We start from the raw sequence: 21,662 nt of genomic DNA, 5'->3' as shown, positions 1-21,662 counted from the left end.
CGTCCCGACAACAACAATCCAAGGAGATCCACCCCATGCTACGCATCGCAGTCCTCGGCGCAGGCCGCATCGCCAACATCCACGCCGCCAACGTCGCGGCCAACCCCGATGTGCAACTGTCGGTGATCGCCGACCCCTGGCGCGAAGGCGTCGACAAGCTGGCGGCCAAACTGGGCTGCGCGGCGGCCTACGATTGCGCCGAGGCCATCGAGCGGGACGACGTCGACGCCGTGGTGATCGGCACCCACACTGACACCCACATTGACTACATGCTGCGGGCGGTGAAAGCAGGCAAACCGGTGCTCTGCGAAAAACCCATCGACCTGGACTACGCCAAGGCCGCCAAAGCCGTGGAAGACGTCGAGCGTCAGAACGGCAAGGTCATGCTCGGCTTCAACCGCCGCTTCGACCCCGACACCCTGCAGATGCGCAAAGCCATTGCCCAGGGCGACATCGGTGAGGTGCGCCAGGTGGTGATCACCAGCCGCGACCCCGGCCTGGCGTCGCTGGACAACCTCAAGCACTCCGGCGGCATTTTCCGCGACATGACCATTCACGACTTCGACACCGCGCGCACGTTGCTCGGTGAAGAACCGGTCGAGGTGTTTGCCATCGCCAGCCGCCTGGTCGAACCTGCCCTCGCCCAACTGGACGACTACGACAGCGTGATGGTCCTGCTGCGTACCGCATCCGGCAAGCAATGCCACATCAACTGCTGCCGCGAAGCGGTCTACGGCTACGATCAACGGCTTGAAGTGTTTGGCTCGAAAGGCATGGTCCTCAACGACAACCACCGCCCCACCACCGTGCGCACCTACAGCGCCAGCCAGACCGAAGTGCGCGAACCGCTGGAGAACTTCTTCCTCGAACGCTACGCCGATTCCTACCGCATCGAACTGAACCAGTTCATCGCCGCCGTCCGCGCCAACGAACCGCTGCCGACCCACGCACGGGACGGGTTGAAGGCACTGCATTTGGCGAATTGCGCGCTGGAATCGATCAAGACCGGGCGGGCGGTGAAGGTCGAGGGTTGATACCGAGCTCCTGTGGCAGTCAATTCATGCGCGAGAGGCCAGTGCAGGCGACACGTCTTCATCGCTTGACCGAGATTCGCGAATAAATTCGCTCCCACAGAGGGGTCATCGGCGCCACGAAACGAAAGCCAGACGCGGAATCACCTGTAGGCGCGAATTCATTCGCTCCTACAGTCCAGAACCTGTGCATCACGCTCCACGACAGTGCATCCTTTCTGTTCAATCCCCCTCTCGGAAAACCTGCCACCCCAACCCGCCCCTGTCCTTTTTTGACCTTGCAGACCGATCACGCCACGGAACCTGACCAAACGTGACAACAGCCTGTCCACCCCGGACAGCCGACGCAAAGCGGACTGATAATCGCACCTGTCATGAGGAAAGCTGCCCACTTCGGCAGCGCCCCATCACAGCGACAAGGGTGCGTACTCATGGCAAACGGCAAAATCCCCGTCACGGTCATTTCCGGTTTTCTCGGTGCGGGCAAGACCACGCTGGTCAATCACCTGTTGAGTGAGAACCGGCATGAGCGTATCGGCGTCGTGGTCAATGAGTTCGGCGAAGTCGGCATCGACGGCCAGTTGATCGTCGCCGAACAGGAAGCCCTGATCGAGATCAACAACGGCTGCGTATGCTGCACTGTGCGAGCGGACCTGGTGGCCAGCGTCAAGGAAATGCTCAACCTGGCCGGCCACCGTCTTGACCGGCTGATCGTCGAAACCTCAGGCCTGGCCGACCCGGCCCCGGTGCTGCAAACCTTCCTCGCCGACCCCGACCTGCGCACTCAGGTCGAGCTTGAATCGGTGATCACCGTGGTCGACGCGGTGCATCTCCAGGATCAACTGAACGACGAAATCGTGCGGGAACAGATCGCCTTCGCCGACACGCTGATCCTCAACAAGACCGCGCTGGTCAGCCACACCGCACTGGCCGACATCGCCCGTCAGGTGCGCCAGCTCAACCAGACCGCCAGCCTGCTGCCGACCAACCATTCCCGGGTCGCAGTGGAAACGTTGCTCGGCACAAAACGGTTCTCGCTGCCAAACCTGCTGATGATCGAGCCGGACATTCTTGAAGAAGAAGGCCATGACCACGAGCACGACGCGTCGATCTCGTCCTGCTCGGTGGTCACATCCGGGACACTGGACCCGGACCGGTTCAACCGCTGGATCAACCAGCTGGTCAACGATCAGGGCCAACGGCTGATGCGCATGAAGGGCCTGTTGAATTTCACGAGCGAAGCCCGGCGCTTTCATTTCCACAGCGTGCACATGCTGCTGGAGGCCATGCCCGGCCGCCGCTGGGCCGACGACGAATCCCGCGACAACCGTTTCGTGTTCATTGGCCGCGATCTGGACAGCGAACAGCTGCGTCAGGGCTTTCTCGACTGCCTGCAGGCGGCCTGAGCACGACGCGGACTTTCAACCTTGAGCTTCACCCTGCCCAACACCACACCCCACCCACGACAGGAAATGACCTCATGAAACAGAAAGAAGCCTACACCGTCAGCATCGGCCTGCTCGCCGTACTGGACACCTACGTCACGGCCACCGTCTTGCCGGTCCCGGTCTGGGTCACCTTCATCGCCTGGGCCTCGTTTTTCGTGGTCGGCGGTGGCAGTGCCGGATTCGTGCGCAGTGTCGCGTCGAACCTCACTGGGCTGGTGATCAGTTCCCTGGTGTTACTGGGGATCGCCACTGTCAGTGAAGCGCCCATCATCATCGCCGTGCTGGTGGGGGCTGGCAGTGCCCTGATGGTTCAGGCCTCCAAGGTGCCGTTGCTGAGCATTCTGCCCGCCATCGTCTGGGGCTTCGCCTCGACAGTGGGGACCACGGCGGTCGGCGGCAAACCGATGACGACGCCCGGTCTGGAAAACCCGGCCCTGATCGCCGCCGTCGCGTTGGTCACCGGTGCGGTCTTTGGCTACGTCTCCGAACGCCTCGGCGATGCGTTGACGAGCAAACCCAGCCCGCAACTGGCTTGATTGCGACCCCTTGAACTTCACACTGGTGCGTTCGATGAAACTACAACACTACCTCGGCGGCCTCGAAAACCTTGGCCCGGTGGACTTCGAAAAACAAGTGTTCGTGCAGGAATGGGAGAAGCGCATCTTCGGCATCCACACCGCGATGATGGCCGAGAGCGCCCACCTGAAAGACGCCCTGCCGAACTACCCGATGGACACCCTGCCCACGGCCTTCAAGAGCGACTGGACCTGGGCCTCGTTGCGCACCGGCGCCGAAGGCATGCAACCCTTCGAATACTTCAAGTTCCGCTACTACGAGAAATGGCTGGGCGGGATCTCCGGCTTTTTCGTCAACGCGGGCTACATCCACAGTGACGAGCTCAAGGACCGCGCCGATCACTACCGCAAGCAGCCCGATGCACCGCTGCCGGACAAGCCCAATGCCGCGATCCGCGAGCAGATCGTGCGCTACCTGGAGCAAGGCGACTCGGGGCTCCGGCCCTACGACGCCGCACCGCTGTTCGGCGAGGGTGATGTCGTGACCATCGCTGACCCGGTGGCCGTGGACCACACCCGCCTGCCCGGCTACCTGCGCAACAAACCGGGAAAAATCGTTGAGGTGTATGCGGGGGCGTTCGCCTATTTCGTCAATACCGGGCCCGACGGGATTGGCGAGCCGATGCCGGTGTACCGGGTGGCGTTCGACGCCGCTGACCTGTGGGGCGTCGATAAAAGCGAGCCCAACACGACGATTTATGCGGACCTGTTCGAAGCCTATTTGCAGCCCACGCGCTGAACCCCACACGTTTGACGAACCCATTGCGGAGCATTTCCATGAGCCAACTCTTCGACTATGAACAACAACGGGAAGCCGAAAGCGCGGCCAAGGTCCGGGCACTCGAAGCCTTGCTGATTGAAAAAGGCGTGATTGGCAGCGACTCGGTGGACGCGGTTCTGGCCCACTTCGAAACCGTCGCAGGCCCCTTCAACGGCGCGAAAATCGTCGCCCGCGCCTGGGTTGACCCTGAGTACAAGGCACGCCTGCTGGCCGACACGCCCGCCGCCATCGCCGAGCTGAACCTGGCCCAGGGCATGGACGGCGCCGAGGGCGAGCACATGCTGGCCGTTGCCAATGGCCCCGGCGTGCACAACCTGATCATCTGCACCCTGTGTTCCTGCTACCCGTGGCCGATCCTCGGCCTGCCACCCTACTGGTACAAAGACCCTGTGTTTCGGGCCCGAGGCGTGCGCGAACCCCGCGCCGTGCTGCGCGAATTCGGCGTGCCGGTGAGCGCAGACACCCACGTCGAAGTCTGGGACAGCAGCGCGCAGATCCGCTGGTTCGTGGTGCCCGAGCGCCCGGCGAACTCCGATCACCTGAGCGAAGCACAACTGGCCGCGCTGGTGACACCGGAAGCCATGATGGGCGTGGCCCTGGTGGAATTGCCCGCCGCCTGAGGAGGCCGCCATGTTTACGCGTTTCGAAGAGTTCGCCGCCAACAGCATGCTCGGCCACAAGGACTCGCCACCCCGAGCACAAGGCCGGTTGCAGTTCACCCAGGAATGGCAGCGCAGCCTGTACGGGCTAGCGCTGGCATTGTCCAAGGCCGGTCATTTCGAGTGGGAAGCCTTCCGCCAGCAACTGATTGGCTCGATCTCGACGTGGGAGCAATTGCCCTGTGACCACCAGCCCCCGTGGGATTACTACGAGCGCTATCTGGAAGCCCTGATCAAGGTGTTGCAAGCGCATTCGCTGCTGGACACCGATGAGCTGTACAGCCGTTTGAACACACTCAAAACCGACAACACTGAAACGAGGACTGCCCCATGAGCAGCAACCCAATGAGCAGCACCGCCCTGACGCATGCCCCGTCCGCCACACGCAGCCATCGCCTGCTGGTCACCTTCGGTTCGATCCTGATGGGCCTGTCGCTGGTGTACTTCGCCGGGTTTTCGCACCTGGACCTGGTCCACAACGCCGCCCACGACACCCGCCACAGCTCGGGTTTCCCCTGCCACTGATCCATTGCGGAGCACACGCGCATGTTCAAACGCATCCTCACCACGGCCTGCTACACCGGCGCCCTCGCCGCGCTGTTGCTGACCCTGCTGCAAAGCCTGTGGATCACGCCCTTGATTTTGCAGGCCGAAGTCTACGAAAACGCCGAATCGGTTCATGAGCAAGCCCATGAACAGTTGGCGGCTCACGACCACGGCGCCGCTGCCCATGCGCACGAGCACGATGCCGAGGCCTGGACACCGGAGGACGGCTGGCAGCGCACGCTGTCCACGTTCGGGGGTGATCTGGTGGTCGCGATTGGCTTCGCCCTGCTGCTCAGCGCGCTGTACAACCTGCGTGAACCGGCCAAGGCTTGGCACGGCGTGCTCTGGGGGTTGGCGGGGTATGCGACGTTCTGTCTGGCTCCCGCGGCAGGATTGCCACCGGAATTGCCGGGCACCGTGGCCGCCGAGCTGACCTCACGCCAGGACTGGTGGGGCGCGACGGCGCTGGCCACAGCCGTCGGGCTGGCGTTGATCGTCTTTGGCAAACACTGGCCATGGCGACTCGTGGCGGTGTTGCTGATTGCGGCGCCGCATCTTTACGGCGCACCGCAACCCGCCGAGCACCATGCACTGGCACCGGATGACCTGCAGGCGCAGTTTCGCGTGGCGTCCTTGCTGGTCAACGGTGTGTTCTGGATGGCGCTGGGCGGGCTCAGCGGGTGGTGGTTCCAGCGGCAAGTACCGGGCGCGGAAGACATGAGTGCCGTAGCGGCCGTGAGGTAGCCCGGGAATTGCATGCATCATGTAAAGCCTCGATGGTGTGGCCGATCCCCGTCCTTTAGCAGTCCGGCTTGCCAGCGGTAGCGATCTTCAGAACGCCACCGCCGGCAAGCCGGGCTGCTACAGGCGACCGTGAAAATGCCGACCCTCCGGGCCGCGACAGGCGATCTCAATCTTCAAAGGAAACCCTATGCGCAAAATCAGCGTGGGTATGGTGCTGTTCCCCGGCTTTCAACTGCTGGACATCGCCGGTCCCAAAGACGCCTTCGCTCAGGTCAAGGTCTTGAGCGAAGGGGCTTGTGAATACGAAATGCTAACCGTCGGCACCACCCGCAGCCCGTTGCTGTCGTCCAGCGGGCTGACGGTGATCCCGGACCGAACGATTTTTGACCCCTGCCCGCACTTCGACACGGTCATCGTTCCGGGCGGACTGGGGATTTTCGATGTCTACGCAGACTCGACCCTCGGAGACTGGCTCAAGGTCCAGGAAAAACGCTGCCGCCGTCTGGCCGCGATCTGCAACGGGGTGTTCGCTTTCGGTGCGGCGGGCCTGATCGACCGCAAGTCGGTCACCACCCACTGGATGGACGCGGCGCACCTCAGTGAGCTATTTCCTTCGGCCCACGTCGACCCTGACCACATCCACGTCAAGGACGGCACGATCTACACCACCGCGGGTGTCACGGCGGGGATCGACCTGTCGCTATTGATGATCGAGGAAGACTTCGGCAAACGCATGGCCATCGACGTCGCCAAATACCTGGTGGTGTATTTGCGTCGGGCCGGTGGGCAATCGCAATTCAGCCCGTTGCTCGACATTCAGGGAGGCGTCGATTCCCAGGTCGAGGCGATTCAGGATTACATGCTCGCGCACTTGCACATCGATCACAGCCTGGCTTCCCTGGCCGAACGGGTGCACATGAGCCCGCGCAATCTGTCGCGACTGTTCACCAAGGAAACCGGCACCCCGCCCATGGCCTTTCTCGCCGATGCACGGATCGACGCCGTGCGCCGCTATCTCGAAACCACCGAACAATCGATGAAGGAAATCTCCCGTCGCTGTGGCTTCGACAACGCCGACAGCCTGCGTCGGGTGTTCGTCAAGCGGCTGGCCATCAGCCCGGTGGAGTATCGCCAGCGGTTTCACTCCGAAGCCATGAACGCCTCGTAGCGGTCGATCACTTGAAATCGCGACTGCGCACGTCCAGCCCGGTCAGCAGCGGGGTCAGGTCGAACAGCCGTTGGGCAATGACGTGACGGACCCCCTTCTGATACTCGAACTTGCCAAACACCTGCATCAATTGCGAACCCACCAACACCTTGCGCTGACGTTCGGCCAGGTCGCGCCAGACCACCACATTGATCATGCCGTGTTCGTCTTCCAGGGTGACGAAGGTCACGCCGCTGGCCGTGCCCGGTCGCTGTCGGCCCACCACCAACCCGGCGACACTGAATTGCCGTCCGTGCTCTTCATCGAGCAAGTCCTTCGAGCTGCGAAACCGTTTGGCGGCCAGTTTGTTGCGCAGCAGCGACAGCGGGTGCGGCCCCAGCGTCGTGCCGAGGGTGTTGTAATCGGCCATCAGGTCTTGGGCCACGCTCGGCAAGGGCAGTGCGACTTGAGCTTCCTCGGCAAAACAGTCATCGCCGAACAACGGACGTTGCACCTCGACCCCCGCCATTTCCCAACGTGCGCGATGACGATGCCCTACCAGACCGCGCAAGGCCCCGGAATCCGCCAGCGCCGCCCGCGCGCGGTTGTCCAGATCGGCACGCACGCAGAGGTCGGTGACGTCATTGAACTCGCGCACCGAGCGCGCCTGCTCGATGCGCCGGGCGTCTTCCTCGCGGAAACCACGAATCATCCGCAGGCCCATGCGGATCGCCAGGTCCTGGGAGTAGTCGCGGCCTTCCACCGGCTCTAGCGAGCAGTCCCAATCGCTGTAGCGGATGTCCACCGGGTGCACGTCGATGTGGTGGCGACGGGCGTCCTGTAGCAGTTGGTCGGGGCTGTAAAAACCCATCGGCCAGCTGTTGATCAGGGCGCAGGTGAAGGCAGCGGGCTCGTGGCATTTGAGCCAGCAACTGGCGTAGGTCAACAAGGCGAAGCTGGCGGCATGGGACTCGGGAAAGCCGTAGCTGCCGAAGCCTTTGATTTGTTCGAAGATGCGATCGATGAAGTCCTTCGTGTACCCCTTCTCGGTCATCCGCTGGCTGAGACGGGCATAGTGAGGCTCGAGTCCGCCGTGGCGTTTCCAGGCGGCCATGGAGCGGCGCAACTGATCCGCTTCACCCGCCGTGTAATCCGCCGCGACAATGGCCAGTTGCATGACTTGCTCCTGAAACAGCGGCACGCCGAGGGTGCGCTCGAACACGGCTTTCAATTCCTCCGAAGGATAGGTCACCGGCTCTTCTTTGTTTCTCCGACGCAAGTACGGGTGCACCATGTTGCCCTGAATCGGTCCCGGCCGGACAATCGCAACCTCGATTACCAGGTCGTAAAACGTCTCCGGCCTGAGCCTCGGCAGCATCGACATCTGCGCCCGGGACTCGATCTGGAACACGCCAATGGTGTCGGCGCGACTGATCATGTCGTAGGTCGGTTTATCCTCGGCGGGAATGCTCGCGATGGTCAGGTCGTAGCCGCGATAACGGGTGACCAGGTCGAACGTGCGGCGCAACGCGCTCAGCATGCCCAACGCCAGAATGTCGACCTTGAGCAGTCCTACCAGGTCCAGATCGTCCTTGTCCCATTGAATGATCGTGCGATCCGCCATCGCCGCGTTTTCCACCGGCACCAACGTTTCCAGCGGCTGCTCAGAAATGACGAAACCACCAGGGTGCTGAGACAGGTGCCGGGGAAAGCCGATCAGCTCGCCCGCCAGCGTCAGCACCCGGCGCAGCACTGGGCTGTCCGGCTCGAAGCCTGATTCTTTCAGCCGATCGGCGGGCGGCAGGTTGTCGGTCCAGCGTCCGCAGCAATCGGCCAGGGCGTTGATCTGATCGGGCGGCAGACCCAGCACGCGCGCCACGTCACGAATGGCGCCGGCGCCGTGGTAGGTGCTGGCGACGGCGGTCAACGCCGCCCGGCCCCGGCCATAACGGCGGAAGACGTATTGCAGGACTTCCTCGCGGCGTTCGTGTTCGAAGTCCACGTCGATGTCAGGCGGTTCGTTGCGCTCTTCCGAAATGAACCGGGCGAACAGCAACTGGCCCTTGCCTTTGGACGGGTCCAGCTCGGTGATACCCAAGGCGAAACACACAGTCGAATTGGCGGCCGACCCCCGGCCCTGACACAGAATGGCTTGCTGACGGGCAAACCTGACGATGTCGTGCACGGTGAGGAAATAGCTCTCGTACTGTTTCTTGGCGATGATCCCCAGTTCATGTTCGATGTTTATCCGAGCGACCGTAGGGATGCCTTCAGGCCAACGCTCACGCGCCCCCTCTTCGGTCAAGTGACGTAACCACGTCGTCGGCGTATGCCCTTTGGGCACCAACTCGCGGGGGTATTCGTACTTCAGGTCATCAAAATCGAAGGTACATCGCCGCGCGATGACCAGCGTTTCGGCCAGTAACTCCGCAGGAAAGACATCCGCCAACATCGCCCGTGGCCGCAAATGTCGCTCCCCATTGGGAAACAGCCTGTGCCCCGCCTCGGCCACGGTCGTGTGATGACGGATGGCAGTCATGGTGTCCTGCAACGCACGACGGCCTCGGGCGTGCATGTGCACATCGCCGCTGGCGACGGCAGGCAAACCGCACTGACTCGCCAGTGCCAGCAGATGCGTCAACCGCTGCTGATCGTCCGGCCCGCAATGCAACTGCACACTCAGCCAGAGGTTGTCGGTGAACAGATCGCGCAGCCATTGACCTTGCTCACGTAACGTCGCGTTTTCTTGTCCAAGGTCCGGCACCCACAGGGCGAGCAACCCGTTGAGAGGCGACTGGAAATCCTCCCGAAGCAGACAATATTCGCCCTTCTTGCTGCGCCTACGTCCTTGGGTGATCAGCCTGCACAGCGCCTGATACCCCGCAAGATTTTCGGCTAGCAAGACGATTTTCGGTCCGTTTTCGAGGGTCATTTCACTGCCGACGATCAATGGCAGGCCGCATTCCTTTGCCGCCTGCCACGCACGCACCGCCCCCGCCAGCGTGCATTCGTCGGTGATGGCCAAGGCCTCGTAGCCATGCAACTTCGCCCGCTCGAACAACTCCAGAGCACTAGAGGCCCCGCGCTGAAAACTGAAGTTGGACAGGCAATGCAGCTCGGCGTACTGGCAGCTCATGCGAACCATCCGTGCAGCCACAGGCCGCTGTCATCGCCCACGCTGCGATAGGCCCAGCCACGCAGGCCGGTGCGAGTTTCGATCAGGTAATAATCACGGCGCACATCCCCACCGTCCCACCAGCCCGACTCGATCCGTTCAGGCCCTGCCAACACCCGCGAGCCGGTGTCTGTCAGGGCTTCGGGCTCACGCAATAGCCAACCGGGGCGAGGCACCGGGTTGAAGCCCACGGCAGGCTTGGTGTGCGAGGCGGGTTGCCATGCGCATTCGGGGCGATGGTCGGCGTGGAAGCTCAAGCCGCAGACCGCGTCATCGCCCAATCGCGCCCGCAGCCGCTCGCGCAACTGCTCCCACGGCATGCTTTGTTGAGGGCGATCATCGAACAGTTCTCGATGGGACGGCACGAAGGCCGGCAAGTCTTTGGCCGAAAGCTTGAGTGCCCGCACCGGGGACGGCACGACGATTTGCTCCAATCGCCCCCGGGCCAGTTCGAACAGCATGTTCGCTTCCCTTTCCGCGCTCAGCAGCCCCACCGGAATCAGCGTGTCCGGGGAGGTGCTGCCGACACTCGGCACATGTTCCAGATGAATGACGAAGCGTTGTACGCCGCTGTCCCGACCGCCGAGAAACAGCGCCAGATCGGCAATCATCCGCTTGAGGGGAAACAACAGCGCCTGATGGGATTCGACGTCGAAGTTCAGCTCGATGCGGGTCTCGAAAAAGTCCGGCGGCACATAGCATTCCAACGCCATCGGGCGACGCCCGGTCAGGGTATCCAGGTGTTGCAACACCGTTGAGGGAAAACGCCGCGCCAGGGTGTCGCGAGGCAAGGCCAGCACCTGCCGCAAGTGGTGCAGTCCCATGCGCCCTAACGCGGTGGCCACGTCCTGGGACAGCCCGAGGCGATTGACCGGCATCCGTTGCAGCACGTCTTGCAGCGTCTCGTTGTCGGTGACGGCCAGACCGTCGTGGGCATTGGCCAACATCCTCGCCGCCAAAGGGTTCGGTGCAACAACGATGCGATGACTGAACCCCATGGCGGTCAGCTCCTGGCGCAATCGCGCCTCGAATACCGGCCATGGGCCGAACAGTCCAAAGCTCGACTCGACTTCCATCAGCAACACGCGGGGGTATTTCAGGCTGACCTGGGAACTGAAGCGGTAGGCCCAGGCCGCAAGCAGACGATGCCAGTGTTCGGTCTGCTTCGGGTCGTATTCGACCGTGTCGAACCCACGGCTCATGGCGTGGGCGGCGGTCAACGTCAGTCCGGGACGCAACCCCAGATCACGGGCGGCGGCGTTCACCGTTTGCAACACACGGCGCTGAGCGGGACCGCTGATCAGGGCCAGCGGTTTATCAGGTTCGGCGCGACGACGCATGACGCCGTCCAGTGCCAGTTGCGGCAGCAGGACACAGGCCCAGAGCATGGAAACCTCAAGCGTCGGTGGTGAACGGGATGGGGGATGACGGGGCCAGCCCGCCTCGGCACTTCAGCACCCGCAACTGGCGGGGTTGGACATCAATGGCGATGCGCAGGGCCGCAGGCGAAGGGTTGGCGGCGGCTTGCTGACCACGGCAGGCGAACGCGAGGGTTTCACCCGTCTCCGCTGCCACTTGCAAACGACGCAGGGCGCGGTCATCGACCTTGCCCGGCCACGCCAGCACCGCCCCACAACTGCCAGAGCGCAAGCATTGCTCCACCGCCCACAAGGCATCGGTGTCGCTGGCCTGAATGATCGACAGCTGACGCACATCGACCCCCGCCGATTGCCAGGCCTGGGGGTATGGCACGAACGGCGGCGCGACCAGGACGATGCGTTCGCCCGCGTTGGCCAGGCGCGCCAGGGTCGGCCACAGCAGGCGCAACTCACCGCTGCCATTGGCGGGGATCAGAACTTCAGTGAGTGCCGCCGGGGGCCAGCCGCCAATGGGCAACGCAGCGTCGAGCAACGGGTGGCCTGTGGGTTGCGCCGCGACTGGCTGGACCTGCGCCCGCCCTTTCCAGACCCGACGCTCGTCCAGCAGCGCGTCAAGGCTGACCACCGCGCCCATCATTCCCGGCGCACCAGGCCGCAGAACACGCCTTCGATGGCGAAGTCCTGATCGGGACGCACGACAATCGGCGCATAGGCCGGATTGCGCGGCAACAGGCGCAATGTGTCATCGCCCCGCTCTAGCCGTTTGATTGTCACTTCGCCATCGAGTCGGGCCACGACGATCTGGCCGTCCCGGGCGTCGGCGCTTTGCAGAATGCCCACCAGATCGCCATCGAAAATGCCGTCTTCGATCATTGAGTCGCCTTTCACTCGCAGCAGGTAATCCGGCACACGCAGAAAGGTGCGGCTGTCGAGGGCAAAGGTGTCGGGGTTATCGAGGTCGGGGCCGATGGGCGCACCTGCGGCTACCCGACCCAATACCGGTATTTGCAGCATTTGAACGCGGGGTGTCGCGTCGATCAGGCGAATGCCACGGGCCTGATTGGCGGTGACTTCGATAAAGCCTGCTTCGGTCAACGCCACGATATGTTTGCGCGCAACGCTGCGAGACGCGAATCCAAACGCTTCGGAGATTTCTGCCAGGCTCGGCGGTTGGCCATTGTCGGCGATGCGATCGCGGATGAACGTCAGGATGGCAGCGCGTCGGGGAGATAAGTTCGTCATGGAGTACATTTGTACTCCATAAGAGAAACATATGCCAGCGCCGTTTATCGGGGGATGAAAGGTCGATCAACCGATGAGGAGTCGAAGCGCCAGGGAATGGCGCTTCTGAGGGAAAACATTACTCAAACCACCCCTGAATCTGAGGGTAACTGAGGGTGCTGTGGGTCACCGGTTCCGAACGCCCTTCCCCGAGGAAATCACGTCCTAATTGCTCGGCCAGACTCAACACGGTGATCGCCACACTGGAACCGGCGCTCAAGCGATGCACCCCCAGCTTCGCCAAGCCTTCTGCCTCCGGCAGGCCTGGCCGGGCCAACACGTTGATCGGCAGGTTGACGCCCTGAACGATGCGCGTGATCGCATCGACATCCACCACCGCCGCAGCGAACAGCCCGTCGGCGCCGGCTTTTTCATACAACTGGCCGCGTTTGAGGGTCTCCTCGACCTTCTGGTCATCGGCCACCAGATTCGCCAAGTACACGTCGGTGCGGGCGTTGATGAACACGTCCAGCCCATTGTTGGACGCCATGCTTTTGATCGCTTCGATCTTGCGCGCCAGCAAGTCAGGTGCGTCCGGACCGTCTTCAATGTTGATGCCCACGGCACCCACTTCCAGCACGCGCTTGACGTTTTCAGCGACCGTCTTTGGATCGTCCGAATAGCCGTGCTCGAAATCCACCGACAGCGGCACCTTGACCACCCGCGCAATGTTTGCCGCTGCATGGATGGCTGCCTCCAGCGGAAACACACGCCCATCGGCATACCCCTGTGCCCAAGCCACACCCGCGCTGGTGGTGGCGATAGCTTTGGCGCCGAGGCTTTCGAACAGCAGCGCACTCACGGCGTCCCAGGCATTGGGCAGGCGCAGCACGGTAGATTGGTGGTGCAGGTCACGGAACGTCTTGGCAGAGGCAGGCATGTTCAACTCCATGTGAAGGTGACGGGTAAAACACTGTTGAAGGGCGCTTGAGTCTAGAACAGCGATGCTTGGGCGGAGGCCATCTCGTCGCGGTTCTTTTTCGAGGATTTCGGCATCCCGCCTTCAAGGGTCAGCAACAGCTCTTTGGCCGCCAGGCCACCGGCAAATCCGGTGAGCGCGCCAGAACTGCCGATCACCCGATGGCACGGCGCAACGATAGAAATCGGGTTCTTGCCATTGGCCGCCCCGACCGCACGCACGGCAGCGGGGTTGCCGATTTCGATGGCGATTTGCAGGTAGCTGCGGGTCTCGCCGAACGGAATGGCGAGCAAGGCGTGCCAGACTTTTTTCTGGAAATCAGTGCCGTGGAAATCCAGCGGCAGGTCGAAACGGTTACGCGTTCCCGCGAAATATTCCGCCAGTTGCTGTTCGGCCTGATCAAGGATTTCGCTGTGGGGGGCTTCGGTCATGGGCCCCAGCAGGACGCGATTGGGGCGGTCGTTTTCCCAAAGAATCGCGGCCAACGCCGCACCCTTGGCCACCAGTTTCAACTGGCCGACGGGGGAATCGATGAAGCGATAAGTGAAGTTCATGGAAGGCTCCTCGTCTTTCGCACTGCGCCCATAGTAACCGGGTGTGCGATGAGGACCATCCAGATCTTGCGGTCAGATTCGCGACAGGAACTTCACGTCGGGCACCCCACCGCGCCGTCATTCAGGTTCTGCTTGTAGTTCTCGTACTGCAACGTCGCCTTGCCGTTGTTCCACTTCAGGGTCAGCACCAGGACGGAGTCAAAGTCGTCGCCCATCCAGTCCTTGACGAGTTTGAGGTCTTGGCCGGAGGCCTCTTCGGCGACTTTGTTGATCAGTTCGGGCAGGTAGCCGTGGGACCAGGCGGTGTAGATGGTGGCGTCGTGGTATTTATCGCGCATCAGCTCGTCGGCGAGGTCGCTGGTGTCGTTGGCGGCGAAGTCGATGTTGATCGGCAACCCGAGCTTGATCGCGCTCGGGCCGACGGTCATCAAAGGGCGCAAGTAGCTATAGGAATGATCGCCTGCGCCTTCTTCAACGTGACGGCTGGGGTTGGCGGCGAAGATGAAGTCCGCTTTGCCGAAGGTATCCGGCAATACGGTAGAGAGGTCGATGGCGCGGTTCAGGCCCTGGCAGTTCAACTGGCCGAGGCCCATGTCAGGCTTTTCCGCGTGGCGCAGGAACACCAGCGTCTGCGTGCCGTTCTTCGGTTCCGCATGCACGCCCCTGCCGACGGTAAACCAGAACACCGCCGAGCAGATCAACAGGATCGGCAGCAAGAAATAGGCGATGCGTTGCAGGGCTGTCGAAGTAACCGGGGTTTTGAAAAAGGTCATGATGGCCTGGATTCTTGTGGTGCGTGAAGGGCTGAGCGCCCTGAGCAACGTCCCTGTGAACTGGCATTTCGCTAGCGACTGCAGGCTAACGAAGCTTTATGTCCGTATGAAGAATGACCATGAGATAGGAAATGACCTCAGAGGTTGCATGCAAGCCTCTGATTTACCGGACTAATCGCTGAACGGTATGTAATAGGATGTTTCGAAAGCCCTTCAGGCAGGTACTTCGCGAACCCGATAGCGACTGCACACCACGGCGCTGACCACCACCGCCAACCCCGCCAGGCTGTAGACCCAGGACGGCGAGGCGATGGGCAGCACCACCCCGGCCAGCAAAGGCCCGACGCCCGCACCGACGTCACGCCAGACCGCATTTCCGGCCAGTGCCTGGACGCGCCCTACCCCCGGATTGCGCTCGGCCACCAGCGTGGTGACCAGCGGCAATTGCAGCGCACGCAGGATCAGCACGCCGCCCGCGCCGATGATCAGCCAGTGAAAGCCGAAGGCCGTCAACGCCAGGGTCGTCAGCGCCGAGAACACCACCAGCATGCGCACCGCCCCGTAGCTCGCGGCGGCGCGACCACCTAAAGGACTCAGGAGCATTTCCGAGACGTAACGCAACGCCAGCAGCACCCCGGCGATGAACACTGCGTTGCCACCCAGCACCGATTGCGCCTGCAACGACAGGCCGAAGATAAACAGCCCGTCCAGCGCGACGCCTTCGATGAAGGACCACATGGCCACGCTGTCCGGCGCCTTGAAGCGACGCCCGTTGGCGGTCGGCATCGCATGGGGAACGCTCGGCAGCCCTCGGGCGATGAACAGGCCGATGAGGGAAAAGAAGGCGAGTATCAGAAAGATCACCCGAGGGCCGAAATACATGCTTACCAGCGCCCCCAGAGGCAGCGCGAGCATCGGGCCGATGGCGATGATCGCCCGTGAGGTGCCTGACCTGCGGGCCGCGCCGGCAGGTTCGGAGGTTGCGAGAGCTTGGGTGGACAGGTTCAACGCCGCGTACGCCAATCCCCAGCCCAACCGCAGAATCAGCAGCCACCAGAAACCGGTGATGAACGAGTTGCCCACCGCGCAGACCATCGACACCAGCGAAGCCAGGGTCAGCGCCGCCCGGTCGCCGCGCTGTGCGTAGAAGCGCACTACGTAGCCATAGCCGAAGATCCGCACCAGCCGGTTGGCCGCCAGCAGCACCCCCGCTTCGGCGAGACTGATGCCAAAGGCGTCGGCGTTCATGGGCATCAGCAGGTACAACAGGACATCGCTGGGCAGGCACAGGCTGAGAACGGTCGCCGAACGGCGTGACGCAGCATCGGCATCTCGGGCAGGGACAGACATGCGCAGAAAAGTCCTGTAACACAATTGAAAAAAGCCAGCATGCAGACCGCGCCGAAGCCTGACAACTGTTTAATGCAGATATTTCACACAGTGTTTCTCGGGCAACACCGCTTCCGCAAACTGTTGATGGAGCAACTGCGTCCATGTCCTCTTGCCCCCAGTCGCCCCACGCTAGCCCGCACATGAGTTCATGGCACAGAGCCTGCATTATTCCATTTGAGCAGGCTGACTCGCGCTGACTGCCGTTTTCGACATAAGCAGCCCCGTGCAGCTTCAAACCCTTCGACTGGACTTGATCATGACCGCGTTCCCTCGCCTGCCCACTTCCCTGAAACTCCTGGCCGGTGCCCTGGCACTGACCCTGCAACCCTTCGCCCAAGCCGCCGAAGCGCCGCCGGCCGAGGTGCATCTGGATTACGCCTACTACTCGCCGGTAAGCCTGGTGCTCAAACATTTCGGCTGGCTGGAGAAGGCCCTGCCGAACACCAAGGTCAGTTGGGTGTTCAGCCAGGGCAGCAACCGCTCGCTGGAATATTTGAACAGCGGCGGCGTTGATTTCGCCTCGTCGGCCAGCCTGTCCGCTGTGCTGGCCCGTGCCAACGGCAGCCCGATCAAGTCGGTCTACGTCTACAGCCGCGCCGAGTGGACCGCGCTGGTGGTGCGCAAGGATTCGACGCTTAAAACCGTCGCTGACCTTAAAGGCAAGAAAATCGCCGCCACAAAAGGCACCGACCCGTACCTCTTCACCTTGCGCGCGCTGCAACAGGCGAAGCTGACCAAAGACGACGTGGAGCTGCTGCACCTGCAACACCCGGACGGCCGCATTGCGCTGGAGAAAGGCGACGTCGACGCGTGGGCGGGTCTCGATCCGCACATGGCCGCCAGCGAAATTCAGGCGGGTTCGCGCCTGCTGTATCGCAACAAGGACTTCAACAGCTACGGCGTGGTCAGCGTGACCGAGACGTACGCCAAAGAGCATCCGGAGGCGATCAAGACCGTGTTGAGCGCCTACGAGCAGGCCCGCGAATGGTCGCTGAAGAATCCGGAAGAGCTGGCGAAATTGCTGGCCACCGAATCCGGCCTGCCACTGGACGTCGCCAAGCTGCAACTGACCCGCACCGACATCAGCAGCCCGCAATTGACCGATAAAGACGTGACCGCCTCCAAAGCCGCCGCGCCGATCCTGGTGTCGGAAGAACTGGTGCGCAAAGGCACGAATGTCGATCAGGTCATCGATCAGTTGATTGACCCGACCTTCGGCATTGCCGTCGTCGCCAAGCCATGAGCAGCTCCCAGGTCGAATCGCTGAACGCCGAAGCCGGCACACCGGTTGCACCCGCCGCGTCCACGCCCAACCGTTGGCCCGGGCGCCTCAAAGGGCTGGTGGTGCCGGTGGCGATTCTGGTGCTACTGGAAATCGTCGTTCGCATCGGCTGGGTGCAGTCGTACCAGATGCCCGCGCCCAGCGAGATTTTCACCACGCTGACCGACCTGGCCAACGGCGCCTTGTGGAAACACATCAGCGCCAGCCTGCTGCGGGTGTTGAGCGGGTTCGGCATCGGCGCGGGCCTGGCCCTGCTGTTTGCAGCGTGGGTCGGATTGAGTCGGGAGGCCGAAGCCTATCTGGAACCCACGTTCGCGGGTTTGCGCTCGATCCCGAGCCTGGCGTGGGTGCCGCTGTTGCTGCTGTGGCTGGGCATCGGCGAGACCTCGAAAATCGTGCTGATCGCCATCGGCGCGTTTTTTCCGGTGTACCTCAACGGCGTGGCGGCGATTCGCGGGATTGATCGCAAGCTGGTGGAAGTTGGCAAGATGTATCGTTTCAGCCAGCGGCAGATGATTCTTCACCTGTTTCTCCCCGCTGCCCTGCCCGGCCTGTTCACCGGGCTGCGCTCGGGGTTGAGCCTGGCGTGGATGTTTCTGGTGGCCGCCGAACTGATCGCCGCGACCAAGGGCTTGGGCTATCTGCTCAGCGATGGGCGCGAGACGTCACGGCCTGACATCGTGCTGGCCGCGATCATCGTGCTGGCGCTGCTGGGCAAGATCAGCGACGGCGTGTTGGCGATGCTGGAGAAGCGGCTCCTGGCGTGGCGGGATACGTTCAAGGGTAATGGCTGACTCTACATTGACTGATACGGCGTCATCGCGAGCAAGCTCACTCCTACAGGGGAACGCTTTTTAATTGTAGGAGTGAGCTTGCTCGCGATAGCGATGTACGTGGCACCATCGAGACACCAACGACCCCAAGCACCACCTTTCATCCGATCCCGAGTTGACGACACCCCTCGCTTTGGTGTTTCCTGAAACCGGTTTCAGAGCCTCACACGCTCGACAATAAAAGCCTGCTGATAAATCCAATAAGGGTCAGGCCGTGAACAGCATTCCGACACCGACGCGTGCCCGCGTCACCATGAATGACGTCGCCGACATGGCGGGCGTTTCCAAGGCCAGCGTCTCGCGCTTCATTGGCGATGACCGGCAATTGCTGTCCGAGGCCATTGCCCGGCGCATTCAACACGCCATCGACACCCTCGGCTATCGCCCCAACCAGATGGCCCGTGGCTTGAAACGCGGCCGCACCCGCCTGATCGGCATGCTGGTGGCCGACATCCGCAACCCTTATTCCATTGCTGTCATGCACGGCGTCGAAACGGCCTGCCGCAAGCACGGTTACAGCCTGGTGGTGTGCAACACCGACCGCGACGATGAGCAGGAACGCCTGCACCTCGCGGCTCTGCGCTCGTACAACATCGAGGGACTGATCGTGAACACCCTCGGCCATCATCTGGACGAATTGCGCGAGTTGCACACCGAATTGCCGATGGTGTTGGTGGACCGCAAAGTCGATCAACTGGACAGCGATCTGGTCGGGCTCAACAACGTCGATGCCGTCACGCAAGCGCTGGATCACCTGCACCACACCGGCTATCGCGACATCCTCATGGTCACCGAACCTCAGGACGGCACCAGTTCGCGGGTCGAGCGGGTCGACGCGTTCAAGACCGGCCTTGCCCGACGCAGCGGCTTCCGTGGCCAGGTCTGTGAAACCGGCCCTGCCCTGCGCGATCACCTGCGCGCCTTTCTCGATGATCAGGGGCACGGCCCCAAAGCCTTGTTCACCGGCAACGGCGTTGCAACCCTGAGCACGACCCGCCAGTTGCACGCATTGGGCTGCCATCTGTTCGATGACATCGGCCTGATCGCCCTCGACGAGCTGGACTGGTACCCCCTGGTCGGCAGCGGCATCACCTCCCTTGCCCAACCGACCCACGACATCGGCGTGACGGCGTTCGAGTGCCTGCTTAATCGCCTGCGCGGGGACCAGGAGCCAGTGCGGCTGTACGACTTTCCAGCGCAACTGATCGTGCGCGGTTCGACCCGACAGCGATCCTGACCCTCTTCTTTTATAAAGCAGGCTACCCGCCTGTCCGTTTGAAGAACTTTCTTCGAGCACCTTCGCTCGAACAAAAATGAAACCGGTTTCAGAGGACAACAATAATGAACCGATTCCCCGTTGCCATCAGCCTGGGCGCCTTCGGTGCCGACGTCGTTCGTGAACGCGGCCAAGCCAGTTTTATCCCGCTGCTGGTCGAGGCTGGCGTGACCCGCATGGAGCTTCGCGAGGAGCTGTTCACAGGCCGCGAAGACCTCGTCGCGTTGGGCGAAGCCATCCGCTCGCAAGGGCTGGAGTGTCTGTATTCGGCGCCGCTGGAGCTGTGGCTCGATGGCCAGAACGCGCCCAATCCCGAGCTGGAACTGACCCTGCAACGGGCGACGGCCTGTGGCGCGCCGTGGCTGAAAGTGTCGTTGGGCCACCTGACCGAAGACAGCGACATCGCTGCCCTGGCCGATCGCCTCGCCCGTTACGACGTGCACCTGTTGGTGGAAAATGACCAGACCCCACAAGGCGGCCGCCTGGAACCCCTTGTCCGGTTCTTCGCCCGGATCGACGCCCTGCAAATGCCCATCGGCATGACTTTCGACATCGGCAACTGGCTGTGGCAGGCGCAATCGGCCAGCGCCGCAGCGCAACAATTGGGCCGTTACGTCGAATACGTGCATTGCAAGGCGGTGTCCCGCAACACAGCCGGCAAGCTGATCGCCGTGCCGCCGCGCCAGACTGACTTGCACCTCTGGGAGCAGTTGCTCAAGCACATGCCCCTCGGCCTGCCCCGTGCGGTCGAATACCCGCTGCAAGGCGACGATCTGCTGGACGTCACCCGCACCCAAGTCAATGCCCTTGCCCAATTGGGCCAGCGCCACACGCACACGTCGTCGGAGGCCATGAGCCATGTCTGAGATCGATATCCTTTCCTTCGGCGAAACCATGACCATGCTGGTCGCCGAGCAGACCGGCGATCTGGCCGCTGTCCGCCACTTCGAAAAACGCATCGCGGGCGCCGACAGCAACGTCGCCATCGGCCTTTCGCGCCTGGGCTTCAACGTCGCCTGGCTGAGCCGGGTGGGCAATGATTCGATGGGGCGTTTCGTCATCGACAGCCTGCAACAGGAAGGCGTCGACTGCCGCCACGTCACCGTCGATCCAGCCCACCCCACGGGCTTTCAGTTCAAGTCGCTGGAGCTGGAAGGCGCCGACCCGGTGGTCGAGTATTTCCGTCGGGGCTCGGCGGCCAGTCACCTGTCCGTCAACGACATCGTTCCGGCACTGTTGAAGGCGCGGCACCTGCACGCCACGGGCATCCCGGCGGCGTTGTCGGCCACCTGCCGCGAACTCTCGCAGACGCTGATGATCCAGATGCGTGAGTCGGGTCGCAGCGTGTCGTTCGACCCCAACCTGCGGCCGTCGCTGTGGTCGAGTCAGGCCGAGATGATCCGTGAGGTCAACCACCTTGCCAGCCTTGCCGACTGGGTCATGCCCGGCCTGGCGGAAGGCGAGTTGCTGACCGGTCGCGACACCCCGGCGGACATCGCGCAGTTCTATCTCGACAAGGGTGTGGAAGCGGTGGTGATCAAACTCGGCGCGAAAGGCGCCTACTACCGAACTCAACTGAATCAGGCCTTCGTGCCCGGCGTGCCGGTGGCACAGGTGATCGACACCGTGGGCGCGGGCGATGGCTTCGCGGTCGGGGTGATCAGCGCGCTGCTGGAGAACCTCGACTTCGCTAAGGCCACCGCGCGGGGCAACTGGATCGGCGCCCAGGCCGTGCAGAGCCGAGGCGACATGGAGGGCCTGCCGACTCGCGCAGCCCTGCAAGCCGCCGAATCAACAGCCGAATCAACAAACGCACCACGACGACAGACCGCGTGACACCCGTTTTACCCGAACCGCCATTCCCATC

The 21,662-nt window shown here is 62.5% G+C and carries 22 protein-coding genes; 14 read left to right on the top strand and 8 right to left on the bottom strand.

Annotated features, from left to right (window positions below):
- The first annotated feature begins 35 nt into the window (after positions 1-35).
- The 9 genes from iolG to GVN17_RS24295 all read left to right on the top strand — a co-directional run bounded on the left by iolG (position 36) and on the right by GVN17_RS24295 (position 6,952).
- Positions 36-1,034 carry an inositol 2-dehydrogenase gene (iolG, locus tag GVN17_RS24335; protein ID WP_166597823.1) on the top strand — a complete coding sequence of 333 codons (999 nt, stop codon included), beginning with the start codon at positions 36-38 and terminating at the stop codon, positions 1,032-1,034.
- Between the two features lie 428 nt (positions 1,035-1,462).
- Complete coding sequence (locus tag GVN17_RS24330; RefSeq protein WP_166597822.1) at positions 1,463-2,437, top strand: GTP-binding protein; 975 nt, start codon at positions 1,463-1,465, stop codon at positions 2,435-2,437.
- Positions 2,438-2,511: 74 nt separating this feature from the next.
- Positions 2,512-3,015 carry a DUF1097 domain-containing protein gene (locus tag GVN17_RS24325; protein WP_166597821.1) on the top strand — a complete coding sequence of 168 codons (504 nt, stop codon included), beginning with the start codon at positions 2,512-2,514 and terminating at the stop codon, positions 3,013-3,015.
- A gap of 34 nt (positions 3,016-3,049) precedes the next feature.
- Positions 3,050-3,793 carry a nitrile hydratase subunit beta gene (gene nthB / locus GVN17_RS24320; RefSeq protein WP_166597820.1) on the top strand — a complete coding sequence of 248 codons (744 nt, stop codon included), beginning with the start codon at positions 3,050-3,052 and terminating at the stop codon, positions 3,791-3,793.
- A gap of 38 nt (positions 3,794-3,831) precedes the next feature.
- The gene (nthA, locus tag GVN17_RS24315; protein ID WP_166597819.1) at positions 3,832-4,455 is read left to right on the top strand and encodes a nitrile hydratase subunit alpha; all 624 of its coding nucleotides are present in this window, start codon (positions 3,832-3,834) and stop codon (positions 4,453-4,455) included.
- Between the two features lie 10 nt (positions 4,456-4,465).
- Positions 4,466-4,828 carry a nitrile hydratase accessory protein gene (locus GVN17_RS24310; protein ID WP_166597818.1) on the top strand — a complete coding sequence of 121 codons (363 nt, stop codon included), beginning with the start codon at positions 4,466-4,468 and terminating at the stop codon, positions 4,826-4,828.
- Between the two features lie 11 nt (positions 4,829-4,839).
- Positions 4,840-5,019: a CbtB domain-containing protein gene (locus GVN17_RS24305; protein WP_166597838.1), complete on the top strand. Its 180-nt coding sequence runs from the start codon at positions 4,840-4,842 to the stop codon at positions 5,017-5,019.
- Between the two features lie 21 nt (positions 5,020-5,040).
- On the top strand, positions 5,041-5,784 hold the full coding sequence (locus GVN17_RS24300) for a CbtA family protein (RefSeq protein ID WP_166597817.1): 744 nt from the start codon (positions 5,041-5,043) through the stop codon (positions 5,782-5,784).
- A 187-nt stretch (positions 5,785-5,971) separates the two neighbouring features.
- A complete protein-coding gene (locus GVN17_RS24295; RefSeq protein ID WP_166597816.1) occupies positions 5,972-6,952 on the top strand; it encodes a GlxA family transcriptional regulator in 981 nt (326 codons plus the stop codon).
- 7 nt (positions 6,953-6,959) lie between these two features.
- Here GVN17_RS24295 and GVN17_RS24290 read toward each other — a convergent pair whose 3' ends face one another.
- The 8 genes from GVN17_RS24290 to GVN17_RS24255 all read right to left on the bottom strand — a co-directional run bounded on the left by GVN17_RS24290 (position 6,960) and on the right by GVN17_RS24255 (position 16,362).
- Positions 6,960-10,088, bottom strand: coding sequence for an error-prone DNA polymerase (locus GVN17_RS24290; protein WP_371928610.1), 3,129 nt, complete (start codon positions 10,086-10,088; stop codon positions 6,960-6,962).
- Complete coding sequence (locus GVN17_RS24285) at positions 10,064-11,494, bottom strand: DNA polymerase Y family protein (RefSeq protein WP_166597814.1); 1,431 nt, start codon at positions 11,492-11,494, stop codon at positions 10,064-10,066. Before GVN17_RS24285 ends, GVN17_RS24290 begins: the two co-directional genes overlap by 25 nt.
- Before the next feature lie 7 nt (positions 11,495-11,501).
- Positions 11,502-12,119, bottom strand: coding sequence for a translesion DNA synthesis-associated protein ImuA (gene imuA, locus GVN17_RS24280; RefSeq protein WP_166597837.1), 618 nt, complete (start codon positions 12,117-12,119; stop codon positions 11,502-11,504).
- Complete coding sequence (lexA, locus tag GVN17_RS24275) at positions 12,119-12,736, bottom strand: transcriptional repressor LexA (protein WP_166597813.1); 618 nt, start codon at positions 12,734-12,736, stop codon at positions 12,119-12,121. The genes imuA and lexA overlap by 1 nt, the downstream gene beginning before the upstream one ends.
- 109 nt (positions 12,737-12,845) lie before the next feature.
- Positions 12,846-13,646 (bottom strand): isocitrate lyase/phosphoenolpyruvate mutase family protein, encoded by an 801-nt coding sequence (locus GVN17_RS24270; RefSeq protein ID WP_166597812.1) that lies wholly within the window; start codon positions 13,644-13,646, stop codon positions 12,846-12,848.
- A gap of 53 nt (positions 13,647-13,699) precedes the next feature.
- A complete protein-coding gene (locus tag GVN17_RS24265; protein ID WP_166597811.1) occupies positions 13,700-14,239 on the bottom strand; it encodes a methylated-DNA--[protein]-cysteine S-methyltransferase in 540 nt (179 codons plus the stop codon).
- Between the two features lie 92 nt (positions 14,240-14,331).
- Positions 14,332-15,012 (bottom strand): hypothetical protein, encoded by a 681-nt coding sequence (locus GVN17_RS24260; protein WP_166597810.1) that lies wholly within the window; start codon positions 15,010-15,012, stop codon positions 14,332-14,334.
- 213 nt (positions 15,013-15,225) lie between these two features.
- The gene (locus GVN17_RS24255; protein WP_166597809.1) at positions 15,226-16,362 is read right to left on the bottom strand and encodes an MFS transporter; all 1,137 of its coding nucleotides are present in this window, start codon (positions 16,360-16,362) and stop codon (positions 15,226-15,228) included.
- A gap of 298 nt (positions 16,363-16,660) precedes the next feature.
- Between GVN17_RS24255 and GVN17_RS24250 the strand changes: the two genes are divergently transcribed.
- From GVN17_RS24250 to GVN17_RS24230, 5 genes are all read left to right on the top strand, one after another.
- Positions 16,661-17,647: an aliphatic sulfonate ABC transporter substrate-binding protein gene (locus GVN17_RS24250; protein ID WP_166597808.1), complete on the top strand. Its 987-nt coding sequence runs from the start codon at positions 16,661-16,663 to the stop codon at positions 17,645-17,647.
- On the top strand, positions 17,644-18,480 hold the full coding sequence (locus GVN17_RS24245; protein ID WP_166597807.1) for an ABC transporter permease: 837 nt from the start codon (positions 17,644-17,646) through the stop codon (positions 18,478-18,480). Before GVN17_RS24250 ends, GVN17_RS24245 begins: the two co-directional genes overlap by 4 nt.
- A gap of 292 nt (positions 18,481-18,772) precedes the next feature.
- On the top strand, positions 18,773-19,756 hold the full coding sequence (locus GVN17_RS24240) for a LacI family DNA-binding transcriptional regulator (protein WP_166597836.1): 984 nt from the start codon (positions 18,773-18,775) through the stop codon (positions 19,754-19,756).
- A 104-nt stretch (positions 19,757-19,860) separates the two neighbouring features.
- Positions 19,861-20,661 (top strand): sugar phosphate isomerase/epimerase, encoded by an 801-nt coding sequence (locus tag GVN17_RS24235; RefSeq protein ID WP_166597806.1) that lies wholly within the window; start codon positions 19,861-19,863, stop codon positions 20,659-20,661.
- Positions 20,654-21,631 carry a sugar kinase gene (locus tag GVN17_RS24230; RefSeq protein ID WP_166597805.1) on the top strand — a complete coding sequence of 326 codons (978 nt, stop codon included), beginning with the start codon at positions 20,654-20,656 and terminating at the stop codon, positions 21,629-21,631. Before GVN17_RS24235 ends, GVN17_RS24230 begins: the two co-directional genes overlap by 8 nt.
- The last annotated feature ends 31 nt before the right edge of the window (positions 21,632-21,662 follow it).

This window comes from Pseudomonas sp. SLFW (assembly GCF_009905615.1).
GTDB classification, from domain to species: domain Bacteria; phylum Pseudomonadota; class Gammaproteobacteria; order Pseudomonadales; family Pseudomonadaceae; genus Aquipseudomonas; species Aquipseudomonas bambusae.
This window is presented reverse-complemented; position numbering and strand designations above follow the sequence as displayed.